The sequence below is a fragment of the Psychrobacter maritimus genome (assembly GCF_904846345.1).
Lineage (GTDB): Bacteria > Pseudomonadota > Gammaproteobacteria > Pseudomonadales > Moraxellaceae > Psychrobacter > Psychrobacter maritimus.
Window position 1 is genome coordinate 1 of the sequence record NZ_CAJHAJ010000006.1, and the last position, 17,294, is coordinate 17,294.

A 17,294-nucleotide genomic window follows, 5' to 3' on the forward strand; every position below is an offset into this window, starting at 1 on the left:
TCATATCATAATGATTTGGTTTGTCAAGCTTTTTTATAATTTGTTTCAATAAGTTATCTGGGTTTGTTATATGTAATTTACATATAAGTCATTCCAGTTCGTCTTAATGAGGTGCGTATTATAGACGTTTAATTTGTTAAGTCAAGAGGTAAATTATTTTATTTTAAACTAGGTTAATCTAAAATGAATTTGCTCAGTTGGATGATTAAGTAGTAGCTTGGTTAAAACCCGCTATTTTTAATCAGTGGTAATCCACGCCAATCCGCCTTCCCTTCCGACTGGGTGGCATTATACGCGCTTTGGGGTGCGGGTCAAGGGGGTTTGTGGGCTATTTTAGCGATTATCTGACCTCACCATCAATACCCTCTATTTATCAGTCAGTTAGGATTAAAAATAGTTTTACCTTTAATGATAGTCAGCCTTTTTTATTTAAGACCACTTATTGCTTATATATAGTTGTCTCCTATATATGACACTTTTATAGCTTACCTATCTTTTTGAAGAAGTCTTTATAGGCAGCCACTTTCTTATCTAAGGCTAGTGGATAAGCACGCGAGGTAGAAGGCAGTCTATATAAGGTAAGATTATTCACATCGGCTTTTTTATTATTGTCACTCTGCCACTCATAAGGATAATCCATACTTTGATTGGTCTTCGGGTACTTGGACTTGGCAGGTGGCTCGGCTAATAAATTGAGTAGCACCTCGGTGGCTTTACCGCCCGTGGTAAATAAGGTTTCAACCTTTGGCACTTGTGGCAAGATACTATCTAGGTCAACGGCGGTGACAACGGTTAAGTTTTTATCTGAGGCATTACCGGTTTCGCGGATAGCTTGAGTAACGGTAGGACAAGAGGCAATGCCGCGCTCGAACATAAAGGCACGAATACGCTCAGGGTCAAAACGCTTTTCATCGCCTACTCTAAAATAATCAACGTCATCAAAGAATACGCTGCCATAGATACGCCACATATCATTATAGAAGTTTGGATAGTGAAAGCGCATTGCCCATTTATCAGCGGTCGGTGGAAAAGTGCCCATCATCATCACGGTGGCATCAGGCGGTAGCACTGGACCGAACGGATGGGTTTCTACTTCTGCGGCGCGAGCTTCGGACAATATCGAGTTAGTATCCATTTTATGAGTATTATCATGCGTATGGGATGGTTGTGTAGTCATAAGATTCTTCATCAGAAAAGCGGTTTTTTTGCTATCATAGCAAGCCTAAACACTACTTCATTTATTAGGGCGCGATTATAGTCAAACATAGTCGGCTTAAATAAAATTAATCCTGTTATAAATGCCTTTGGCTTATTTTTGTATTAAAGCATTAAGCTTACTATTGATGGGCTAAATATAGGGTTGAAGTGCAGTAAGTGTTTGTATCTTTTATACTAATGGCAACCGCAGTAACTGCGCAAGCATCAGACCAAAAACCAAGAGAGACCTTATGAGCGACTTAAAAATCACCGTCATCGATCACCCGTTAGTCCGTCATAAACTCAGCCTCATGCGCGAAAAAGACTGTAGCACCTATAAGTTTCGTACATTGACCAAAGAGCTTGCACGCTTGATGGCGTATGAAGCGAGCCGTGATTTTGAAATTGAAACCTTCCCGATGGAAGGCTGGTGTGGTGAAATCACGGGTGAGCAAATCATCGGTAAGACCGCAACGATTGTACCGATTTTACGTGCCGGTATTGGTATGCTCGACGGCGTGCTCGATTTGATTCCTACTGCGAAAATATCTGTCGTCGGTTTGCAGCGCGATGAAGAAACTTTGCAACCTGTACCCTTCTTTGAAAAGTTTGTCAGCCACATGGACAAACGCCCCGCCCTTATCATTGACCCAATGTTAGCCACCGGCGGCTCAATGGTTGCGACCATCGAGATGCTAAAGAAAAATGGCTGTACCAATATTAAAGCCTTGGTATTGGTTGCCGCACCTGAAGGCGTTCGTGTGGTCAATGAAGCGCATCCTGATGTGATTATTTATACCGCTGCACTAGACAGCCATTTAGATGAGCACGGTTATATCATTCCAGGTCTTGGCGATGCGGGCGATAAAATATTTGGTAAGCAGTTATTTAACAAGTAAGACAACGCCAATAAACCAAGACAAGCTGTCGTTATAAACCATGACACATGTACAAAACATCAATGATAAGGATATAAGATGAACGTATTGATTACAGGCGCAAGCGCGGGTTTCGGTAAAGCGCTGGCTGAGCGTTTGGTTGCCAATGGTCATCGCGTGATTGGCTGTGCCAGACGCCTTGATAAGCTTAGTGCTTTGGCAGAAACTTTGGGCGAGTCATTTTTACCTGTGGTCATGGATGTCAGTGACACGGCGTCTATTCCACAAATCATTGCGGATTTGCCGGCTGATTTCAAGCAAATCGACGTTTTGGTGAATAACGCTGGACTGGCGCTTGGTACAGAGCCTGCGCACAAGGCCAGTCTCGATGATTGGATGCGTATGACCGACACCAATATTAAAGGTTTAATGGCGCTGACCCATGCAGTCTTGCCAGCTATGGTGGCGCGCGATAGCGGTTATATCATTAATGTGGGCTCAATTGCAGGTAGCTGGCCTTACTTTGGCGGTAACGTTTATGGCGCGACCAAAGCCTTTGTAAAACAATTTAGCTTAAACCTGCGTGCGGATCTCATCGGTACGCAAGTGCGCGTGACCAACCTTGAACCGGGTAATGTGGCGGGCACTGAGTTTTCAAACGTGCGCTATCATGGTGATGACGATAAAGCTGCTCAAGTTTATGATGGCTTTAAAACCATGACCGGCGATGATATTGGCGATATTTTATTATGGCTGATTGAATCGCCTGCCCATATTAACGTCAATCGTTTAGAAGTCATGCCGGTTGCGCAAACCTATAATGGTCTAACGATTGCTAAGCAAGATTCTTAAACGCTTAACCGACCGTTTGGCTCATTAACGTAATTCATAAGACCGAAGCAATATAGATTCCTCTATATTGCTTCTTTTTTTGGTACTGATACTCTCTTCATTGACCAAGCGCAAATCCTGAAAATCTAAAATCAATACCTCATTACGCAAGCGCTCACTAGTACGTTTATTGTGGCGTATCGGAAATCCTAAGACTTGCTTACCCTTAACCACTATCTGATTGATAATCATGGTCGGATTATTGATGGTAGCTTTTGCACTTAGCTTCTGAGCATTGATGATGGCGGTAGCAGGATTAACCGTTGTGCTTAAAAATTTTATCTGGCGCACGCTTTTTGGCATATCACCTGCAAAAAACAATACTTGCTCTAATGGCAAATACTGCGCGTGCCGCATTAATTCCTGACGAAATAGCAAAGGCATATCTACGTTAAAACTGTCTTCTGCTTGCCGAGAGAACGCCGTAAAATTACTTTGTAAGTAACGTCCAAATACGCTGCTATTAATCCAGTCTTGATAAGTATCATTTTTTAACAGCTGCTTTGTGAAAGCGTCGGCATCTGCTGTGATATCTATTGTAAGCATCGCTAGTAACAGCGCCTGCGGATTGGTAAATTTTTGCTGCTGCCAGACTTGCGGATATAGGCTGCTATCGAGCAATGGTAAAGTTAACTTGTTCATAGACTGATATCCTTATATTTTACTTGCTGACGTTTGATTCGATTGGTCAAAGTCTATGACAAGTCGCTACTTTTACCGCTCAACTGCTTTCAACACTTAACAAATTTTATGCTATGGTCAGTTACCTATTTTAATATAGTAGTCCTTCATTAGTGGCATAAATAATTCCACAATAAAGCATTTCGGCTAAATCGGCTTGATAAAATTGCTTAATGAAAACAAGGTATACTGCCTTATGAAGAAAAATTTAATTAACTTGCCTGCTAACTATCAGTTGAAAACGATTGACATCGCTTTGACTGACGGTACATTACTACCCGTATCTGTCATAGGCAATGGCAAACCTGTGCTGCTGCTACACGCTTATGGCATGGATGCACGTGAATTTTTGCCATTTATTTTACCTTTGGTTGGCAAATATGCATTTTACCTGCCGCACCTGCGAGGATTTGGCGCGGCAAAAGACATCAAGCTGACCCAGTTCGATTTTGTGCGCCAGTATGCCGATGATATCAGTATCGTCATTGAGCAAATTTGTTTGGCGCGTAATATAGAATCCTTACCTGTTGCCGCTATTTCGATGGGTGCCCAAGTGATGTGGGCGTATTTTGAGCGTTATGGCAGCGAAAGAGTCAGCCGCTATTTAAATATCGACCAAAGTCCTGCTATCCATAACCAGTCCGACTGGCAAGGTGGCTTGTTTGGCACGCGCCAGCAAGAAGTGTTTGATATTTTTCATGAGGTGATTGATAGGACGTTACCTTATGCTGACATCGAAAGCTTTACCCATCTGCCTTTTGCCCTGAAACGCCGTGCAACGGATGTCGAACGGCTGTTTTCTCTATTATCCGTTAATCGCACGCGCTCAAAAGCCTTTATACAAGTGATGACCTATAAAAACGACCCCAAACTTGCGCTTTATGATCATAGTATTTGGCATCATAAGATGCGCTGCTTACAAGCTTATTTAACATTACCCTATGACTTTCGCGGCGCTTTAGAGCGGGTCACCATTCCAGTGGTCAATCTGATTGGCGGGCGCTCAAAGCTATATGATGCTAAATGGCAGCAAAAAATCACCCAGATGCTACCCAATGCAACTGAGGTCGTGTTGCCGCGCTCAGGTCATGCAGTACCAATGGATGAACCTGTTGGGTTTTATAAAGTATTAAAAGGGTTTTTGCAGAATTAGTTGTTCATTTATATAAAAAAGCGACCTTAACGGGTCGCTTTTTATTTGTGCAATAAATTTTAAACATTTTGAAGTATTAATCAGCTAATACTTTAACTAACTCAAATCTAGCTACTTGCTTACCATCAACTTCAACAGTTTCAGTAAACATCGCTAATGGTCGTACCCACACGCCATACTCACCGTATAGGCAGCGGTAAACGACTAGTGATTCTTCCGTTTCTGAATGCTGCGCGGTATGCAATACTTGGTAAAGGCTGCCTTTATAATGGCGGTAGATGCCTTGGGGGTGTGAACAAGATTTTTGGTTCATATATTGTTGCTTGCTGTAAAAATAATTATCAATAAAAAAGCATCTAATAACTAGATGCTTTTGACAAAAATAAGTTGTTAGGAAGTTTAGCCATCGCCGTTAGGTAACATTGGAACTCTCCTGTTAAGTCGAATAAACAAAAACTATAGTATTCGTATTTAGTATCGCTATAGTAATACTATACTAATTGAGCTGTCAACCTATGCTTCGTTAAACAAACTTACAAATTCAGAAATAATTTCCATTATATTCAAAGCTGTTTCATGATCAAAATCATAGTCACGACTACGAATTTTTCCTCTTAAAATTTGTGCACAACTCAAGAAATTAGTTTTATCTTCAAGAGCTATGTAAGCTCTAAGGAGAGTATCAAGAGTTTTTGCATCAGCACCGTTCAAATCGTTGAAACTAGCTTCTAAAGCTCTGAGTTCTTTCGATAATAACTCCTTATACTTGTTACTACGTGTTATATCGTAAAGTCTCGTAAGATAAAAAAGCAAATTATTTGTATAGTCTACAAAATCACTACTACTCTTATCAAAATACTCTAGACCTTTCATAGTATATTCATAGGCTTCCAAGTACATGGTAACAATTGCATCACTATCAACTTCCTCTCGTAAGCTTTCAATTTTCAGCCAAATATAATAACCTATAATTTTAGGAGACTTAGAGAGTACGTAATCAATATCAACCTTCTTTACTGGAAACTTCGAGTTATTGTTTTGAGCAAGACTAAAAGACTTTTTTAGAAACCTAATTCCTTTTTCAATATCCCCAATTCTACCTAACGCTTGACCTAGTCTCATTGCAACCAAGCAATTTTCTTTATCTAACTCATGAAGTTCTAAATATAAATTTCTAGCCAATAGCAAACTTGCTTCTTTGTTAATAGACAATTGGCATAGAGCTTCATTTATACAGCAGTAGAAAGAAAAATTATCAAAGGTTTCTAGAGATTTATTAAGCATATGTGATTTTCTTAAATCTAGAAAACTTTGAGCACAAGTTACAAGCTCATTATGTTTACCACTTAATATAGCTTTTTCTCTACATCCTGTTAATAGTATATATTTTTCAACCTCATCTATCTCAACATCTTCTTCGAAAAAGTTACTAGAGTCAACTATGTCTTTTGGATTATCTAAAATTTTAGCTGAGTTTTTAGGGTTTAGCTCTATACGAGACTCTTCAACTATTATGTCAGCATAATCTACACAAGCATCTACAAACTTCTTTAAAGTACTTAAATGTTGACTTAATGTAGGATGACTTGTCGAATCATTGATATCTCTTAATCCGTACCTGTGCCTATGGTCTATTTCTCCCCAAGCATCTTCAAAAACTGTGCGAACTTGAATTTCAACCGGAATTCTAAGGCCTGAAGGTATCAACTTAGAAGATATAGCTTTGAGGTGACAAACAATATGAACACTGGAATATCCCTCTTTTATATCTTTAATTTCACAATTGATATCTATATTTTGAAAACACTCTTCAACATCAGATGTTATGTTTGAACTTGAAACATCTCCAATATAATAAATGGCTTCGGCAATATCGCATTCCATGAAAGGGTTTTTTGAATTTCCTGAATCTTTGAGAATTTTAATAATTTGACGAATTGTTGTAACAATATCTTTTTTATATAGGACTACAAATCTCACACCAATTACATCAGTAATATCTTCGAGACAATATTCTTCCTTTTCTTTCTTTTTCCTAATAACTTTTTCTAAAAGACCATCTTCGCTTTTTACTCTTGATTTATGAGCATAGCAAACTTTAGAAATATCATGTCCATTGAGATAGTTTACTATTTTCTGATGTGTATCTACTGCTTTACCATGTATGAACTCAACTTTTATACTTTCATCAATAGCTATTTTTTCAGACATTATAATTTCCAGTAGATTTAATCGTAATTTTATTATACTGTAAATCTCAATTACGCTTAAAGAATTATTTATAGAGACAGGATTTTATAAATATCTAACCCACCGTCACCTTCGCATAAGCCTTTTTGCCTGCTTGGATAACGACTGTCTGACCAGAGGTTAAGCTAAAGCCTGCATCGACGACTTCGCCATCTACTTTTACCGCGCCGCGTTTAATCATATCTTTAGCAGATGAGCTGTTTTTGGCAAGCTCTGCTTGGTTTAATATCTGCGTGATAAATAATGCGTCCTGCCCTTCTAACTCTAACGTCACTTCTGGTAAATCGACTGGCAATTCGCCATCAGCTAATACGTTACCCGCTGATTTATGCGCATTAGCAGCCGCATCGGCATCATGGAAGCGCTCAATTAATTCTTCAGCAAGAATGCGTTTGATTTCTTGTGGGTTGCGACCGTTTTCCATCTCTGCCATTAACCTTTCGACTTCTTCCATCGGCTTAAAGCTTAAAAATTCAAAGTAGCGACGGATTAAAGTATCTGGCATCGACAGCAGTTTTTGGTACATGGTGCCCGGCGCATCGTAAATGCCAACATAGTTACCGAGCGACTTAGACATTTTATTGACGCCGTCTAGCCCTTCTAAGATTGGCACCGTGATACAAACTTGTGGCTCTTGACCGTAACGACCTTGCAGGGTGCGTCCCATTAGGATGTTAAAGGTTTGGTCAGTACCGCCCAGCTCGACGTCGGCTTTTAGCGCGATAGAGTCATAACCTTGCACCAATGGGTATAAAAACTCATGGATAGCAATTGGTGTTTGCGCCGCGTAGCGTTTAGAGAAATCATCGCGCTCAAGCATGCGTGAGACGGTCAACTGGCTGGAAAGCTGAATCATATCGCCCGCTGACATATCCTTGAACCATTCAGAGTTAAAGACAATCTTGGTTTTTTCTTTATCCAAAATCTTAAAGACTTGCTCAGCATAAGTCTGCGCGTTGACTTTGATTTGCTCATCGGTTAAAGGTGGACGCGTGCTGTTTTTGCCAGAAGGGTCACCTATCTTGGCGGTATAATCACCGATTAAAAAGTAAATCTCATGACCCAAATCTTGAAAATGCTTCAGCTTATTAATCAGCACGGTATGACCCAAATGCAGATCAGGTGCGGTAGGATCAAAACCTGCTTTGATACGTAGCGGGCGATTCAGTTTTAACTTCTTAACCAAATCCTCTTCAGATAGGATTTCTTGTGTACCGCGTTGGATTAAGGCAAGTTGTTCTTCTAGGGTATAAGTTTGAGTGGTCATGATGCTCTCTTTATTGTCTTTATTTAAAGGGTAAAGCGTTTAGGCTATTTATACCAAGCACAAAAATAGGGTTAGCAGCGTCAAACTTGTTAAGTCTACTATCTATTAAATGTAGTACTTGCACTCGTTTATCACTACTCTGGTTTTTGGGAATGGGATTAAAGTTTCGTAGCCGGTAAAAGATGTTAGAATTTGACAGATATACTAGCGTTTTTTAAGGTAAATTGCCATGACCAACCCTACATCGATTGCTGATACCAATGATAATACTCATTCGACTATAAATTATGATAATAATTTAGATAACACTTTGGCTAATGGTCTAGAGAATAGCTTAGCGCATATTGACGACTTAAATTATGCCACCTTGACTGATGCGCTTGAACAAACCGTATTTGAAAACTTTGATGATGGCTTATATATTGGCATGATGTCTGGCACCAGCTTAGACGGTATGGACGTCGTGCTTTGTCAATTCGGTGGTGAAGAAAACACTCAACAACCCATGCGACTATTAGCAACTCGTAGTCAGGATTTCCCACCGCGCCTGCGAGAAGTGTTATTGGCTTTATGTCAGCCTAATGGTGTGCAAGAATTAGTACCAACAGTGGGTGAACCAAACAGCGAATTAGACTGGTTCGGCTGGGCTAGTAAAGAATATGCTGAATTTGCCAGCGACGTGGTCAATAATTTGTTACAGCAATCCAATACTGATGTAGAGTCAGTGCTGGCAATTGGCTGTCATGGACAAACGGTGCGTCATCGTCCACAAATGGGCTTTAGCCTGCAATTGCTCGATGCCAATATCATCGCTGAGCGTACTGGTATTAGCGTGGTCAGTGATTTCCGCCGTCGCGATATGGCCGTTGGTGGTCAAGGTGCGCCTTTGGTACCTGCCTTTCACCAAGCTTTATTTGCCGCCCCTGATAGCACACGGGTGTTATTAAACTTGGGCGGTATTGCTAATATTACGGTCTTGCCAGCCAATGACAGTTCTGTTAATGATGCTGTTGTTAATAATAGTCCTGTCATTGGTTATGATACGGGTCCTGCCAATTTATTATTAGATGCGTGGACAGCATTGCATACGGATAAAGGTTACGATGCTGGCGGCGCATGGGCGCAGTCAGGCCAAGTCGTTGAGCCGCTACTTAATCAGCTGATAGAACATCCGTTTTTTGCACGAACCTATCCGAAAAGCACGGGGCGTGAAGACTTTAACTTAGCATGGCTACAAAGCGAGCTGCAAAAATTTGACCAAGCCTCTGCTCATATTCGCTATTCATCAGCCGATGTACAGGCAACGCTTACTGAGCTGACCGCCATGAGTGCCAGTATGCAAATCAATATGTTTATTAATGCACAAGAAAATAGCTCGGTTTACGTCTGCGGTGGCGGTGCGTTAAATGACTACTTGATGACCCGCTTACAGGCACATTTGCCCCATTGCACGGTAGAAACCACTGCCAGCTTAGGACTGAATCCCGCTTGGGTCGAAGCCGTCGCCTTTGCGTGGCTGGCACGCCAAACTCTAATGGGCGAAACTGGTAACTTACCAGCTGTGACTGGCGCAAGTAAAGGCGTTGTACTGGGTCAGGTTTGTTTTGCCTGATTGGTCAAATTTTAGTTTACATACGTACACTTATGTGTTTTATAATGGCTTTTGAAATAACATCCTCTTAGGACCGTAAGTACAGGATATAGCGCATGAGCCAGCATAGCAGTTTACCGACCGACTCACTTACCGAGCAAACGATGAATAATACTCCCGTGGATATTGCTGCCAAACAAGCATATAAGCCAAGACAGAAACCACCGCACTACGAGCGTTCTGACGATATGCGCGTGGTGGTCACCGGTATGGGCGCGGTGACGCCTTTGGGATTAGATGTCGAAAGCTCATGGGCAAGCCTGCTTAATGGCGAGAGCGGTATCGCGCCAATTACCCATTTTGATGCAACAGACTATCGTGCGCGAATTGCCGGTGTGGTCAAGGATTTTGACGCCAAGCAATATATGAATGCCAAAGACGCGCGCCGCTATGATGAGTTTATGCATTATGCCGTTGCGGCGTCTGCTATGGCATTAAAAAATGCCGGCTTTATCGATGAAGTCAGCGCTGCTGATGCGCCTGTGCAGAATGTCGACCAAGAGCGCTTTGGGGTGATTTTGGGTTCAGGTATTGGTGGTATTCAAACCATTGAAAACAGTCGCGATACCCTACGTGAAAAAGGCGCGCTGAAAGTGTCGCCTTTTATCATCCCTGGTTCTATCGTCAATATGGCAGCAGGTTTGGTTGCGATTAAACATACTTTAAAAGGTCCAAACCTTGCGACCTCGACTGCTTGTACCACCGCGACCCATGCGATAGGAATTGCCGCACGCTTGATTGCGTATGGTGATGTCGATGTGATGCTAGCAGGTGGTAGTGAAAAAGGCTCAAGCCCACTTGGTATATCAGGTTTTGGGGCGATGCATGCCCTCTCAACTCGTAATGACGAGCCAACCAAAGCCTCACGTCCTTTTGATAAAGACCGTGATGGTTTTGTGCTTGGTGATGGCGCTGGTGTCGTCGTCCTTGAAAGCCTTGCCCATGCTAAAGCGCGCGGAGCAACGATATTGGCTGAACTGGTTGGCTTTGGTATGAGTGATGATGCAAGCCATATTACCGCACCACCAGAAGATGGTAGCGGTGCGGCACGAGCCATGCGCAATGCCTTAAACGATGCCGGTATCGAGCCTGCCGCAGTTGGCTACGTCAACGCCCATGGGACCAGTACTCCTGCTGGTGATGTCGCCGAATCTATTGCGATTGAAACCGTCTTTGCGCCAGTGAAAGACAGCATTTTGGTCAGCTCAACCAAATCTATGACTGGTCATCTATTGGGTGCTGCTGGTGGTGTTGAAGCGATATTTACCGTCCTTGCCCTACAGCATCAGCATGTACCGCCAACCATTAATTTGGACAATGTCGAAGACAACTGTAATCTTGATTATGTTGCCAATCAATCACGCAAAGTTGAGAACTTACAATATGCAGTGTCTAACAGCTTTGGCTTTGGCGGCACTAACGGCTCATTGATATTTGCCCGTTGGCCGGTGCAACCCTAAAGCTAAAAGAAATACCAGAAACAGCGCCAAAAAGCTTTTGATAGTCGCCGTTGTAACCTTGGTGTCAGATTTACTACGTTTGTCCACTTGCAGCCCCTTATCGTACTTGCGTATGATAAGGGGTAATTTTTGGAACATTTATGGAAGATACCATGTCAAGCTACTCATTTTCCCATCAGTTTTATCAACGCTGGACGTGTGCACCTGAGCCTATACACGCGGCAATCACCCAAGAGCTAAAAGACATCACCACCTTACTGCAAACAGAGACGCCATTTGAGAGCTTTGTTTTTAGCACCCACGACTTAGACGCGCATCTTGACAATCTTTATGAGAATCATGACGCCGAGCAAGCCATTGCCAAAGCCATCGCGGACAAACAAGCCCAAGCGCGTGCTACTGCTGAAAAAGAACGGCTAGAAGAACAACAAAAAATACAAGCGGCAGAAGAAGCCAAGCGTAAAGCAGAGGCTAAGATAGAAGAAGAAACCCGATTGCGTGAAGAAGCAGAAGCGGCGCAACAAGCACCACAGAAAAATGAGCTATTAGCAGCGGATAAAAACAGTTCAGATAAAAGCGGTTCTGATGCTAAAACTGCTATCACTCATGCTAATGACACTAGCAAGGTCACAGCGCCAAGCGTAGATAATATTGATAAGGTTAATAATAGTGCTGATAGCAATGCTGCTAAAGCTCAGCCTACTGAACCATCAAATGCCGTAAAAACTGATGTTAATAACGACTCTAGTGCTAGCTCTGAAAATAAAACTGTCAGTGAGCATGCCAATACAATTAGCGGCAATGCAATTAGCGATAGCCATATTGCTAATGATAAGCGCATTAAAGAAGATAGCAGCATTAAAACAATCAATGATAAAGCCAGCGCCGCCATCAAGCTGGCATTAAAAGATGCAAAGCTAAATACCACCCATCAAGAGCTAATCCGTGAGCTTGAAATGCAAATTGATGATTATCTTAGTGAACAAATGATGCTGATGTCTGAAAACTTAAAATCTTGGTTACGGGCGGAGATGACTCAAAATTTAAGTGAAGATAAAGTAGAAACGAATAAAGAATCGTAAAAAAGCTAAATATTGCTATCCGTTCATAAATCGATAGCAATAAATCTCTAGAATAGAAAAAGCCCCGTAAATTTACGGGGCTTTTTTTGTTTTAAATTCAGGAATATAAGCTTTTATTTTAGATAGCTTTTGTACGCTCGGTTAACCATTCAAGTGCCGCACCTTTAACTCGGTCTTTTAGCTCGGCATAAACTTGGCTATGATAGTCATTTAGCCAATCAATCTCTACTTGGGTTAATAATGCAGGCTCAATCAAACGCGTATCGATTGGGCAATAAGTGATGGTCTCAAAGTTTAAGAATTTGCCAAACTCAGTCTCAGTCGGACTCGCCACTGGCATATTGACCACTAAGTTTTCAATACGAATACCCCACTTGCCTTCACGGTATAAACCTGGCTCATTACTGGATATCATGCCTACTTTCATGGCGCGCTCTTTTGGCGTACTGGCACTATAAGCAATGACTTGTGGGCCTTCATGCACATTTAAGAAGTAACCAACACCATGTCCGGTACCATGACCATAATCCATTTGTGCCTGCCATAATGGTGCACGGCAAATCGCATCGATGAGTGGTGAAGCAATGCCATCAGGGAAATGCGCTTTTGCTAACGCAATATGTGCTTTAAGCACGGTGGTAAAGTCACGTTTATGCTCGCTGCTTACTTTGCCAATACCGACCACACGGGTGATATCGGTAGTACCGTTTTGATACTGGGCGCCTGAGTCAATCAGCAATAATCCACCTTCGCCCTCAGCGACGTCAAGGTAGCTGAATTTTTCTGGCGTCGCGCGGTAATGCGGCAGTGCACCATTTTCATTAAAGCCTGCAATCGTTGGAAAGCTTGGCGATACGTAATGCGGCTGCTGACTACGTGCTTCGATGAGCATACTATCGACATCAAGCTCACTTAAACGTTCACCGGCTGCTAGACGCTGCTCAAATGTAGCGAAAAACTCACTTAATGCCGCGCCATCTTGACGCATGGCTTCACGTACATGATCAATATCTGAGTCAGATTTAACTGATTTAAGCAAAGTACTTGGTGCCATTTGCTCGATAAAGCCAACATCGTCCGCCATCTTTGATAGCGTACCGACTGCCACTTTACTTGGGTCTAGCAATAATAAATCTTCTGGCGTTAATGTAGACAATGCTTCTTGCACCGCTTCATAATCAGCAAGCGTGATACCACTGTCTTTTAGGGCTTTTTCAATGTCAGCGCTGACTTTATTATTATCAATAAACAAGGTCGCTTTATCCGCATCAATCAACATATGCGCCAAAAATACAGGGTTATAATCGACATCAGCGCCGCGTAAGTTGGTCAACCAAGCGATATCATCTAAGCTTGAAAGCAAATGATGGGTTGCGCCTGCATCCGCCATACCTGCGCGCACGGCGGCAAGTTTTGAGGTCGCAGACTGCGCAACAAATTGCTCATCGTGTTGGTATAGTTGTGCCGATGGTAGCGCTGGACGATCGCTCCATATATCTGTCAATACATCGCGTTCAGTGATTAAGGTAATATCATTGGCGTCAAAAGCATCAAGCAATCTGTCTTGCTCAGCGATAGACAGCACATTACCATCGACGGCCACGCTATCGCCCTCGGCCAAGTGCGTAGCGAGCCAATCGATATGGTTTGGCTGACCGGGTGCCAGTTTCTCTAAAGTGATACCGGTGCCTGCTAATTGATGAGCGGCGTGTACCCAATAGCGGCTATCTGTCCACAGTCCCGCAAAATCAGCGGTAACGACCAACGTACCGACTGAACCGGTAAACCCTGATAACCATAAACGCGCTTGCCAATACTCAGGCAAGTACTCAGATAAATGTGGATCTGCTGACGGCACGATAATCGCGGTCAGGTCTTGCGCCGCAATAGCAGCACGCAGGCTGGTAATACGTTGTTGAATTTCAGTTTTTGGAATGGCTTCTTGAGTAGACATAACGTCCCTTATTGTATATAAAAAATTAGTATAAAAGCACGAGCACCATGCTATTTAAAACGCTGCATAAGTAGAAAAAACCCTCTCAATACAGCGCCGCAGAATCGATAGGTTCTCGATATATTGTTATTATAAACTGACATCATCAGCTGATTATTAGCGGTTGATTAAGTGGGCGTTTATTAAGTTTGCTACAGATACAACCTAGCGCATATAACGATATGGGGATGATAACTGACTTATAAATGCCTTTAACAGCAATACCTATTTAATCGTGAAAGAATCGTAAAGGAATCATGAACGAATCGTAAAAATGATCGATAACTCAAAATAAAAGAAGCCACTGTTTAGTAGCTTCTTTATTTTTATCACCTATCAAATGACGGCTATAAAGAGTGCTATAAATAGCGCTAATACTCTTGTGCTTATATTGGCCGCTTGTTTACGTTCATTGCCTATATTCTGATATTACTGCTGTTTTTAATCATATTGCTCATCGGTTTTGACAATGCTAATAAAATCAGCGCGGTCACTACCAAGAACATGGTCATAATAGAGAATAAATCCGGTAAACCTTCGATTTTATCAGCGGTGACATGGCTACCAAAGAAGGCAGCGACCAAGTTACCCATCGCAATAGAAGCAAAAAACAGCCCCATGATTTGACCTTGCATCCCTTCAGGTGCCAAGCGCGTCATTGACGACATACCAACAGGACTTAGCGCCAGCTCACCTAGCGTCAGTAAAAACAAACTGCCAACCAACCACAGTGGTGATGCCAAAGCACCGGGAGCGACCAAGATACTTTTTGATGCCATAATCATCAGCCCAAAACCTGCAGCGGCTAACAACATACCAAGCGCAAATTTTACCATGCTATTAGGCTCAAGACCTTTAGCACCGAGCTTCACCCACAAAATACTGATAATGGGCGCTAATAATAAAATAAATAACGGATTGAGCGACTGAAACCAAATACTTGGGATATGAAAACCCATGACTTCTAAATCCGTATAACGGTCAGCAAATAAGTTAAACGAGGTTGGCTGCTGATCAAAACTTGACCAAAACAAGGTTGAACCAATAATCAATAACAGACAGACCAGTAAGCGTTTTTTATCTGAGGAGCTCAACCGTGATGACATAAACATCACCGCAAAATATAGTAGCACCACAGCTGCGATGGTATAGGTCATATACTCTGCGACCAATATCGGATTAAATGGCATCAAACCGGTGCTAATGAGCACAATCAATACCACAAAAATAGCCGCAACGCCTAATACCCAGCGCCCTATATTTTGGAATCGGTCATTTGCATGTTCCCAATCAGCGGTGATGTTTTTGGCACGCGCATAACGATTTAATGTCTTTCTGGCTGAAAAACGGTAAATCAGTAACGAAGCCAGCATACCAATACCACCGACGCCAAAGCCTGCATGCCACATGCCTTTTTCTCTAAACACCCCAACAATCAGCGCTGCCAATAGCGCACCGATATTGATACCCATATAAAACAGCGTAAATCCTGCGTCACGGCGATTGTCCGTTTCGGGATATAACGCCCCAACCATGACCGTAATACAGGTCTTAAACAATCCTGACCCAATGACAATAAACATCAAGCCGACAAAGAATAGCACCATGCCAAACATGGCTGACAACGCAATACATAAATGCCCAAGCGCAATAATGATACTGCCCCACCACAGCGCCCGCTCCTGACCAAGCCAGTTATCCGCCAACCAGCCGCCCGGTACTGCCGCCAAATATAATGAACCGGCGAAAATACCATAGATGGCAGAAGCCGTTGCTTCATCAAAACCGAAACCACCACTGCCAACCGTCGCCACCATAAAGAGTACTAATAATGGACGAATACTATAATAAGAAAAACGCTCCCACATCTCGGTGAAAAATAACGAGCTTAAGGGTTTAGGATGCCCCATAAAGCCATTATCTAATGCTTCTAATTCAGCAGCACTAGCGTTCGATTGTGAGTCTGTGCTCATAAATCTATTCCTTTAAAAACCACTGTAATGATGACCAAACTTCTAATTATTCTGCTAGGCGGTCACATAGGCGCATTATTGTTTCACTTGCCTAGAACCAAGTAAAGAAAAAAAGGTTTAATAATTACACAAGTACCCACAAAAAAACCCGCCCTCAATTCGCTAAGGGCGGGTTTTTATGAGCTGTACAAATAAAACAATCGCCATGACCGTTTTAATTAATCAATATTATTAATCAATACCATAGACATTAGAAGCAATATTATAAGAGATATAGCTATGACAAACTCTATTGCTAGGTCTAGAAATTGAAGCAACAGCTATCTAAATAAAAATTACTCTGCTGTCGCAGCTTTTTCAGTCGTGCCAGCATCCAAATCAGCATCGGCTTGCTCGGCTGTCACGTCAGCATCAGCAACCGCTGCTTGATTAACAGTGCCTTCAGCCGTGGCTGTACCAGCTTCAGCGCTAACCACAGCACTGTCCGCATCGGTAGCTGGCGTTGCGTTAGCATCCGCTGCAGTATCGCTCGTTGCTGCTGCATCAGTCTCTGCAGCAGGCGCAGCCGCTGTTTCAGCAGTCGCAGCTTCTTCCGGAGCAGCAGTTGCTTCTGCTTCCTCGGCGGCTGACGCTTCAATGGTCTCAGGAGTGATATGCTCACCCGCTGGACGCAAGAAACCAGAAATGCCAATCAATAAGACGATACCTAAAAATAAGGCAACACCGCCTAAAGCATATAGGAACTCTTTCTTGGGGTTGTTATTAACGATATCTTCTGACATACCTTATCCACCTTGCACAGAATATTTAAAATATTG

Annotated in this window: 14 protein-coding genes; 6 read left to right on the top strand and 8 right to left on the bottom strand. The window is 42.4% G+C overall.

Going from position 1 to position 17,294, the window contains the following annotated elements:
• Positions 1-478 precede the first annotated feature (478 nt).
• On the bottom strand, positions 479-1,135 hold the full coding sequence (locus JMX50_RS09065; RefSeq protein ID WP_201629416.1) for a DNA glycosylase: 657 nt from the start codon (positions 1,133-1,135) through the stop codon (positions 479-481).
• Positions 1,136-1,448: 313 nt separating this feature from the next.
• On the opposite strand from JMX50_RS09065, the gene upp reads away from it, so the two are divergent.
• Together upp and JMX50_RS09075 are read left to right on the top strand one after the other, a co-directional pair.
• A complete protein-coding gene (gene upp / locus JMX50_RS09070; RefSeq protein WP_201629299.1) occupies positions 1,449-2,096 on the top strand; it encodes a uracil phosphoribosyltransferase in 648 nt (215 codons plus the stop codon).
• A 78-nt stretch (positions 2,097-2,174) separates the two neighbouring features.
• Positions 2,175-2,927: an SDR family NAD(P)-dependent oxidoreductase gene (locus JMX50_RS09075; RefSeq protein WP_201629300.1), complete on the top strand. Its 753-nt coding sequence runs from the start codon at positions 2,175-2,177 to the stop codon at positions 2,925-2,927.
• A 24-nt stretch (positions 2,928-2,951) separates the two neighbouring features.
• On the opposite strand, the gene JMX50_RS09080 is transcribed toward JMX50_RS09075, so the two are convergent.
• On the bottom strand, positions 2,952-3,608 hold the full coding sequence (locus JMX50_RS09080; protein WP_201629301.1) for a hypothetical protein: 657 nt from the start codon (positions 3,606-3,608) through the stop codon (positions 2,952-2,954).
• Between the two features lie 235 nt (positions 3,609-3,843).
• Here JMX50_RS09080 and JMX50_RS09085 point away from each other — a divergent pair, with 235 nt between their 5' ends.
• Positions 3,844-4,800 carry an alpha/beta fold hydrolase gene (locus JMX50_RS09085; protein ID WP_201629302.1) on the top strand — a complete coding sequence of 319 codons (957 nt, stop codon included), beginning with the start codon at positions 3,844-3,846 and terminating at the stop codon, positions 4,798-4,800.
• Between the two features lie 76 nt (positions 4,801-4,876).
• Here the strand turns inward: JMX50_RS09085 and JMX50_RS09090 are convergent, their stop codons facing one another.
• The 3 genes from JMX50_RS09090 to tyrS all read right to left on the bottom strand — a co-directional run bounded on the left by JMX50_RS09090 (position 4,877) and on the right by tyrS (position 8,317).
• Positions 4,877-5,113, bottom strand: a complete 237-nt coding sequence (locus tag JMX50_RS09090; RefSeq protein WP_201629303.1) for a DUF1653 domain-containing protein — start codon at positions 5,111-5,113, stop codon at positions 4,877-4,879.
• Between the two features lie 200 nt (positions 5,114-5,313).
• The gene (locus tag JMX50_RS09095; RefSeq protein WP_201629304.1) at positions 5,314-7,011 is read right to left on the bottom strand and encodes a RelA/SpoT domain-containing protein; all 1,698 of its coding nucleotides are present in this window, start codon (positions 7,009-7,011) and stop codon (positions 5,314-5,316) included.
• Positions 7,012-7,105: 94 nt separating this feature from the next.
• On the bottom strand, positions 7,106-8,317 hold the full coding sequence (gene tyrS / locus JMX50_RS09100; RefSeq protein WP_201629305.1) for a tyrosine--tRNA ligase: 1,212 nt from the start codon (positions 8,315-8,317) through the stop codon (positions 7,106-7,108).
• A gap of 229 nt (positions 8,318-8,546) precedes the next feature.
• Between tyrS and JMX50_RS09105 the strand changes: the two genes are divergently transcribed.
• The 3 genes from JMX50_RS09105 to JMX50_RS09115 all read left to right on the top strand — a co-directional run bounded on the left by JMX50_RS09105 (position 8,547) and on the right by JMX50_RS09115 (position 12,510).
• On the top strand, positions 8,547-9,929 hold the full coding sequence (locus JMX50_RS09105; RefSeq protein ID WP_201629306.1) for an anhydro-N-acetylmuramic acid kinase: 1,383 nt from the start codon (positions 8,547-8,549) through the stop codon (positions 9,927-9,929).
• 227 nt (positions 9,930-10,156) lie between these two features.
• Entirely contained in the window at positions 10,157-11,428 is a 1,272-nt protein-coding gene (fabF, locus tag JMX50_RS09110) for a beta-ketoacyl-ACP synthase II (RefSeq protein ID WP_413786617.1), read from the top strand.
• Between the two features lie 140 nt (positions 11,429-11,568).
• The gene (locus tag JMX50_RS09115) at positions 11,569-12,510 is read left to right on the top strand and encodes a hypothetical protein (protein WP_201629307.1); all 942 of its coding nucleotides are present in this window, start codon (positions 11,569-11,571) and stop codon (positions 12,508-12,510) included.
• Between the two features lie 118 nt (positions 12,511-12,628).
• Here the strand turns inward: JMX50_RS09115 and JMX50_RS09120 are convergent, their stop codons facing one another.
• From JMX50_RS09120 to JMX50_RS09130, 3 genes are all read right to left on the bottom strand, one after another.
• Positions 12,629-14,464 carry an aminopeptidase P family protein gene (locus JMX50_RS09120; RefSeq protein WP_227671001.1) on the bottom strand — a complete coding sequence of 612 codons (1,836 nt, stop codon included), beginning with the start codon at positions 14,462-14,464 and terminating at the stop codon, positions 12,629-12,631.
• Between the two features lie 455 nt (positions 14,465-14,919).
• A complete protein-coding gene (locus tag JMX50_RS09125) occupies positions 14,920-16,476 on the bottom strand; it encodes a peptide MFS transporter (protein ID WP_201629308.1) in 1,557 nt (518 codons plus the stop codon).
• A gap of 335 nt (positions 16,477-16,811) precedes the next feature.
• Complete coding sequence (locus tag JMX50_RS09130; protein ID WP_201565151.1) at positions 16,812-17,258, bottom strand: hypothetical protein; 447 nt, start codon at positions 17,256-17,258, stop codon at positions 16,812-16,814.
• Positions 17,259-17,294 lie beyond the last annotated feature (36 nt).

What these genes read in the sequence shown, in the direction of transcription:
- JMX50_RS09065 (WP_201629416.1), bottom strand. Translation starts at nt 1,135, where the DNA reads ATGGATACTAACTCGATATTGTCCGAAGCTCGCGCCGCAGAAGTAGAA.
- upp (WP_201629299.1), top strand. Translation starts at nt 1,449, where the DNA reads ATGAGCGACTTAAAAATCACCGTCATCGATCACCCGTTAGTCCGTCAT.
- JMX50_RS09075 (WP_201629300.1), top strand. Translation starts at nt 2,175, where the DNA reads ATGAACGTATTGATTACAGGCGCAAGCGCGGGTTTCGGTAAAGCGCTG.
- JMX50_RS09080 (WP_201629301.1), bottom strand. Translation starts at nt 3,608, where the DNA reads ATGAACAAGTTAACTTTACCATTGCTCGATAGCAGCCTATATCCGCAA.
- JMX50_RS09085 (WP_201629302.1), top strand. Translation starts at nt 3,844, where the DNA reads ATGAAGAAAAATTTAATTAACTTGCCTGCTAACTATCAGTTGAAAACG.
- JMX50_RS09090 (WP_201629303.1), bottom strand. Translation starts at nt 5,113, where the DNA reads ATGAACCAAAAATCTTGTTCACACCCCCAAGGCATCTACCGCCATTAT.
- JMX50_RS09095 (WP_201629304.1), bottom strand. Translation starts at nt 7,011, where the DNA reads ATGTCTGAAAAAATAGCTATTGATGAAAGTATAAAAGTTGAGTTCATA.
- tyrS (WP_201629305.1), bottom strand. Translation starts at nt 8,317, where the DNA reads ATGACCACTCAAACTTATACCCTAGAAGAACAACTTGCCTTAATCCAA.
- JMX50_RS09105 (WP_201629306.1), top strand. Translation starts at nt 8,547, where the DNA reads ATGACCAACCCTACATCGATTGCTGATACCAATGATAATACTCATTCG.
- fabF (WP_413786617.1), top strand. Translation starts at nt 10,157, where the DNA reads ATGCGCGTGGTGGTCACCGGTATGGGCGCGGTGACGCCTTTGGGATTA.
- JMX50_RS09115 (WP_201629307.1), top strand. Translation starts at nt 11,569, where the DNA reads ATGGAAGATACCATGTCAAGCTACTCATTTTCCCATCAGTTTTATCAA.
- JMX50_RS09120 (WP_227671001.1), bottom strand. Translation starts at nt 14,464, where the DNA reads ATGTCTACTCAAGAAGCCATTCCAAAAACTGAAATTCAACAACGTATT.
- JMX50_RS09125 (WP_201629308.1), bottom strand. Translation starts at nt 16,476, where the DNA reads ATGAGCACAGACTCACAATCGAACGCTAGTGCTGCTGAATTAGAAGCA.
- JMX50_RS09130 (WP_201565151.1), bottom strand. Translation starts at nt 17,258, where the DNA reads ATGTCAGAAGATATCGTTAATAACAACCCCAAGAAAGAGTTCCTATAT.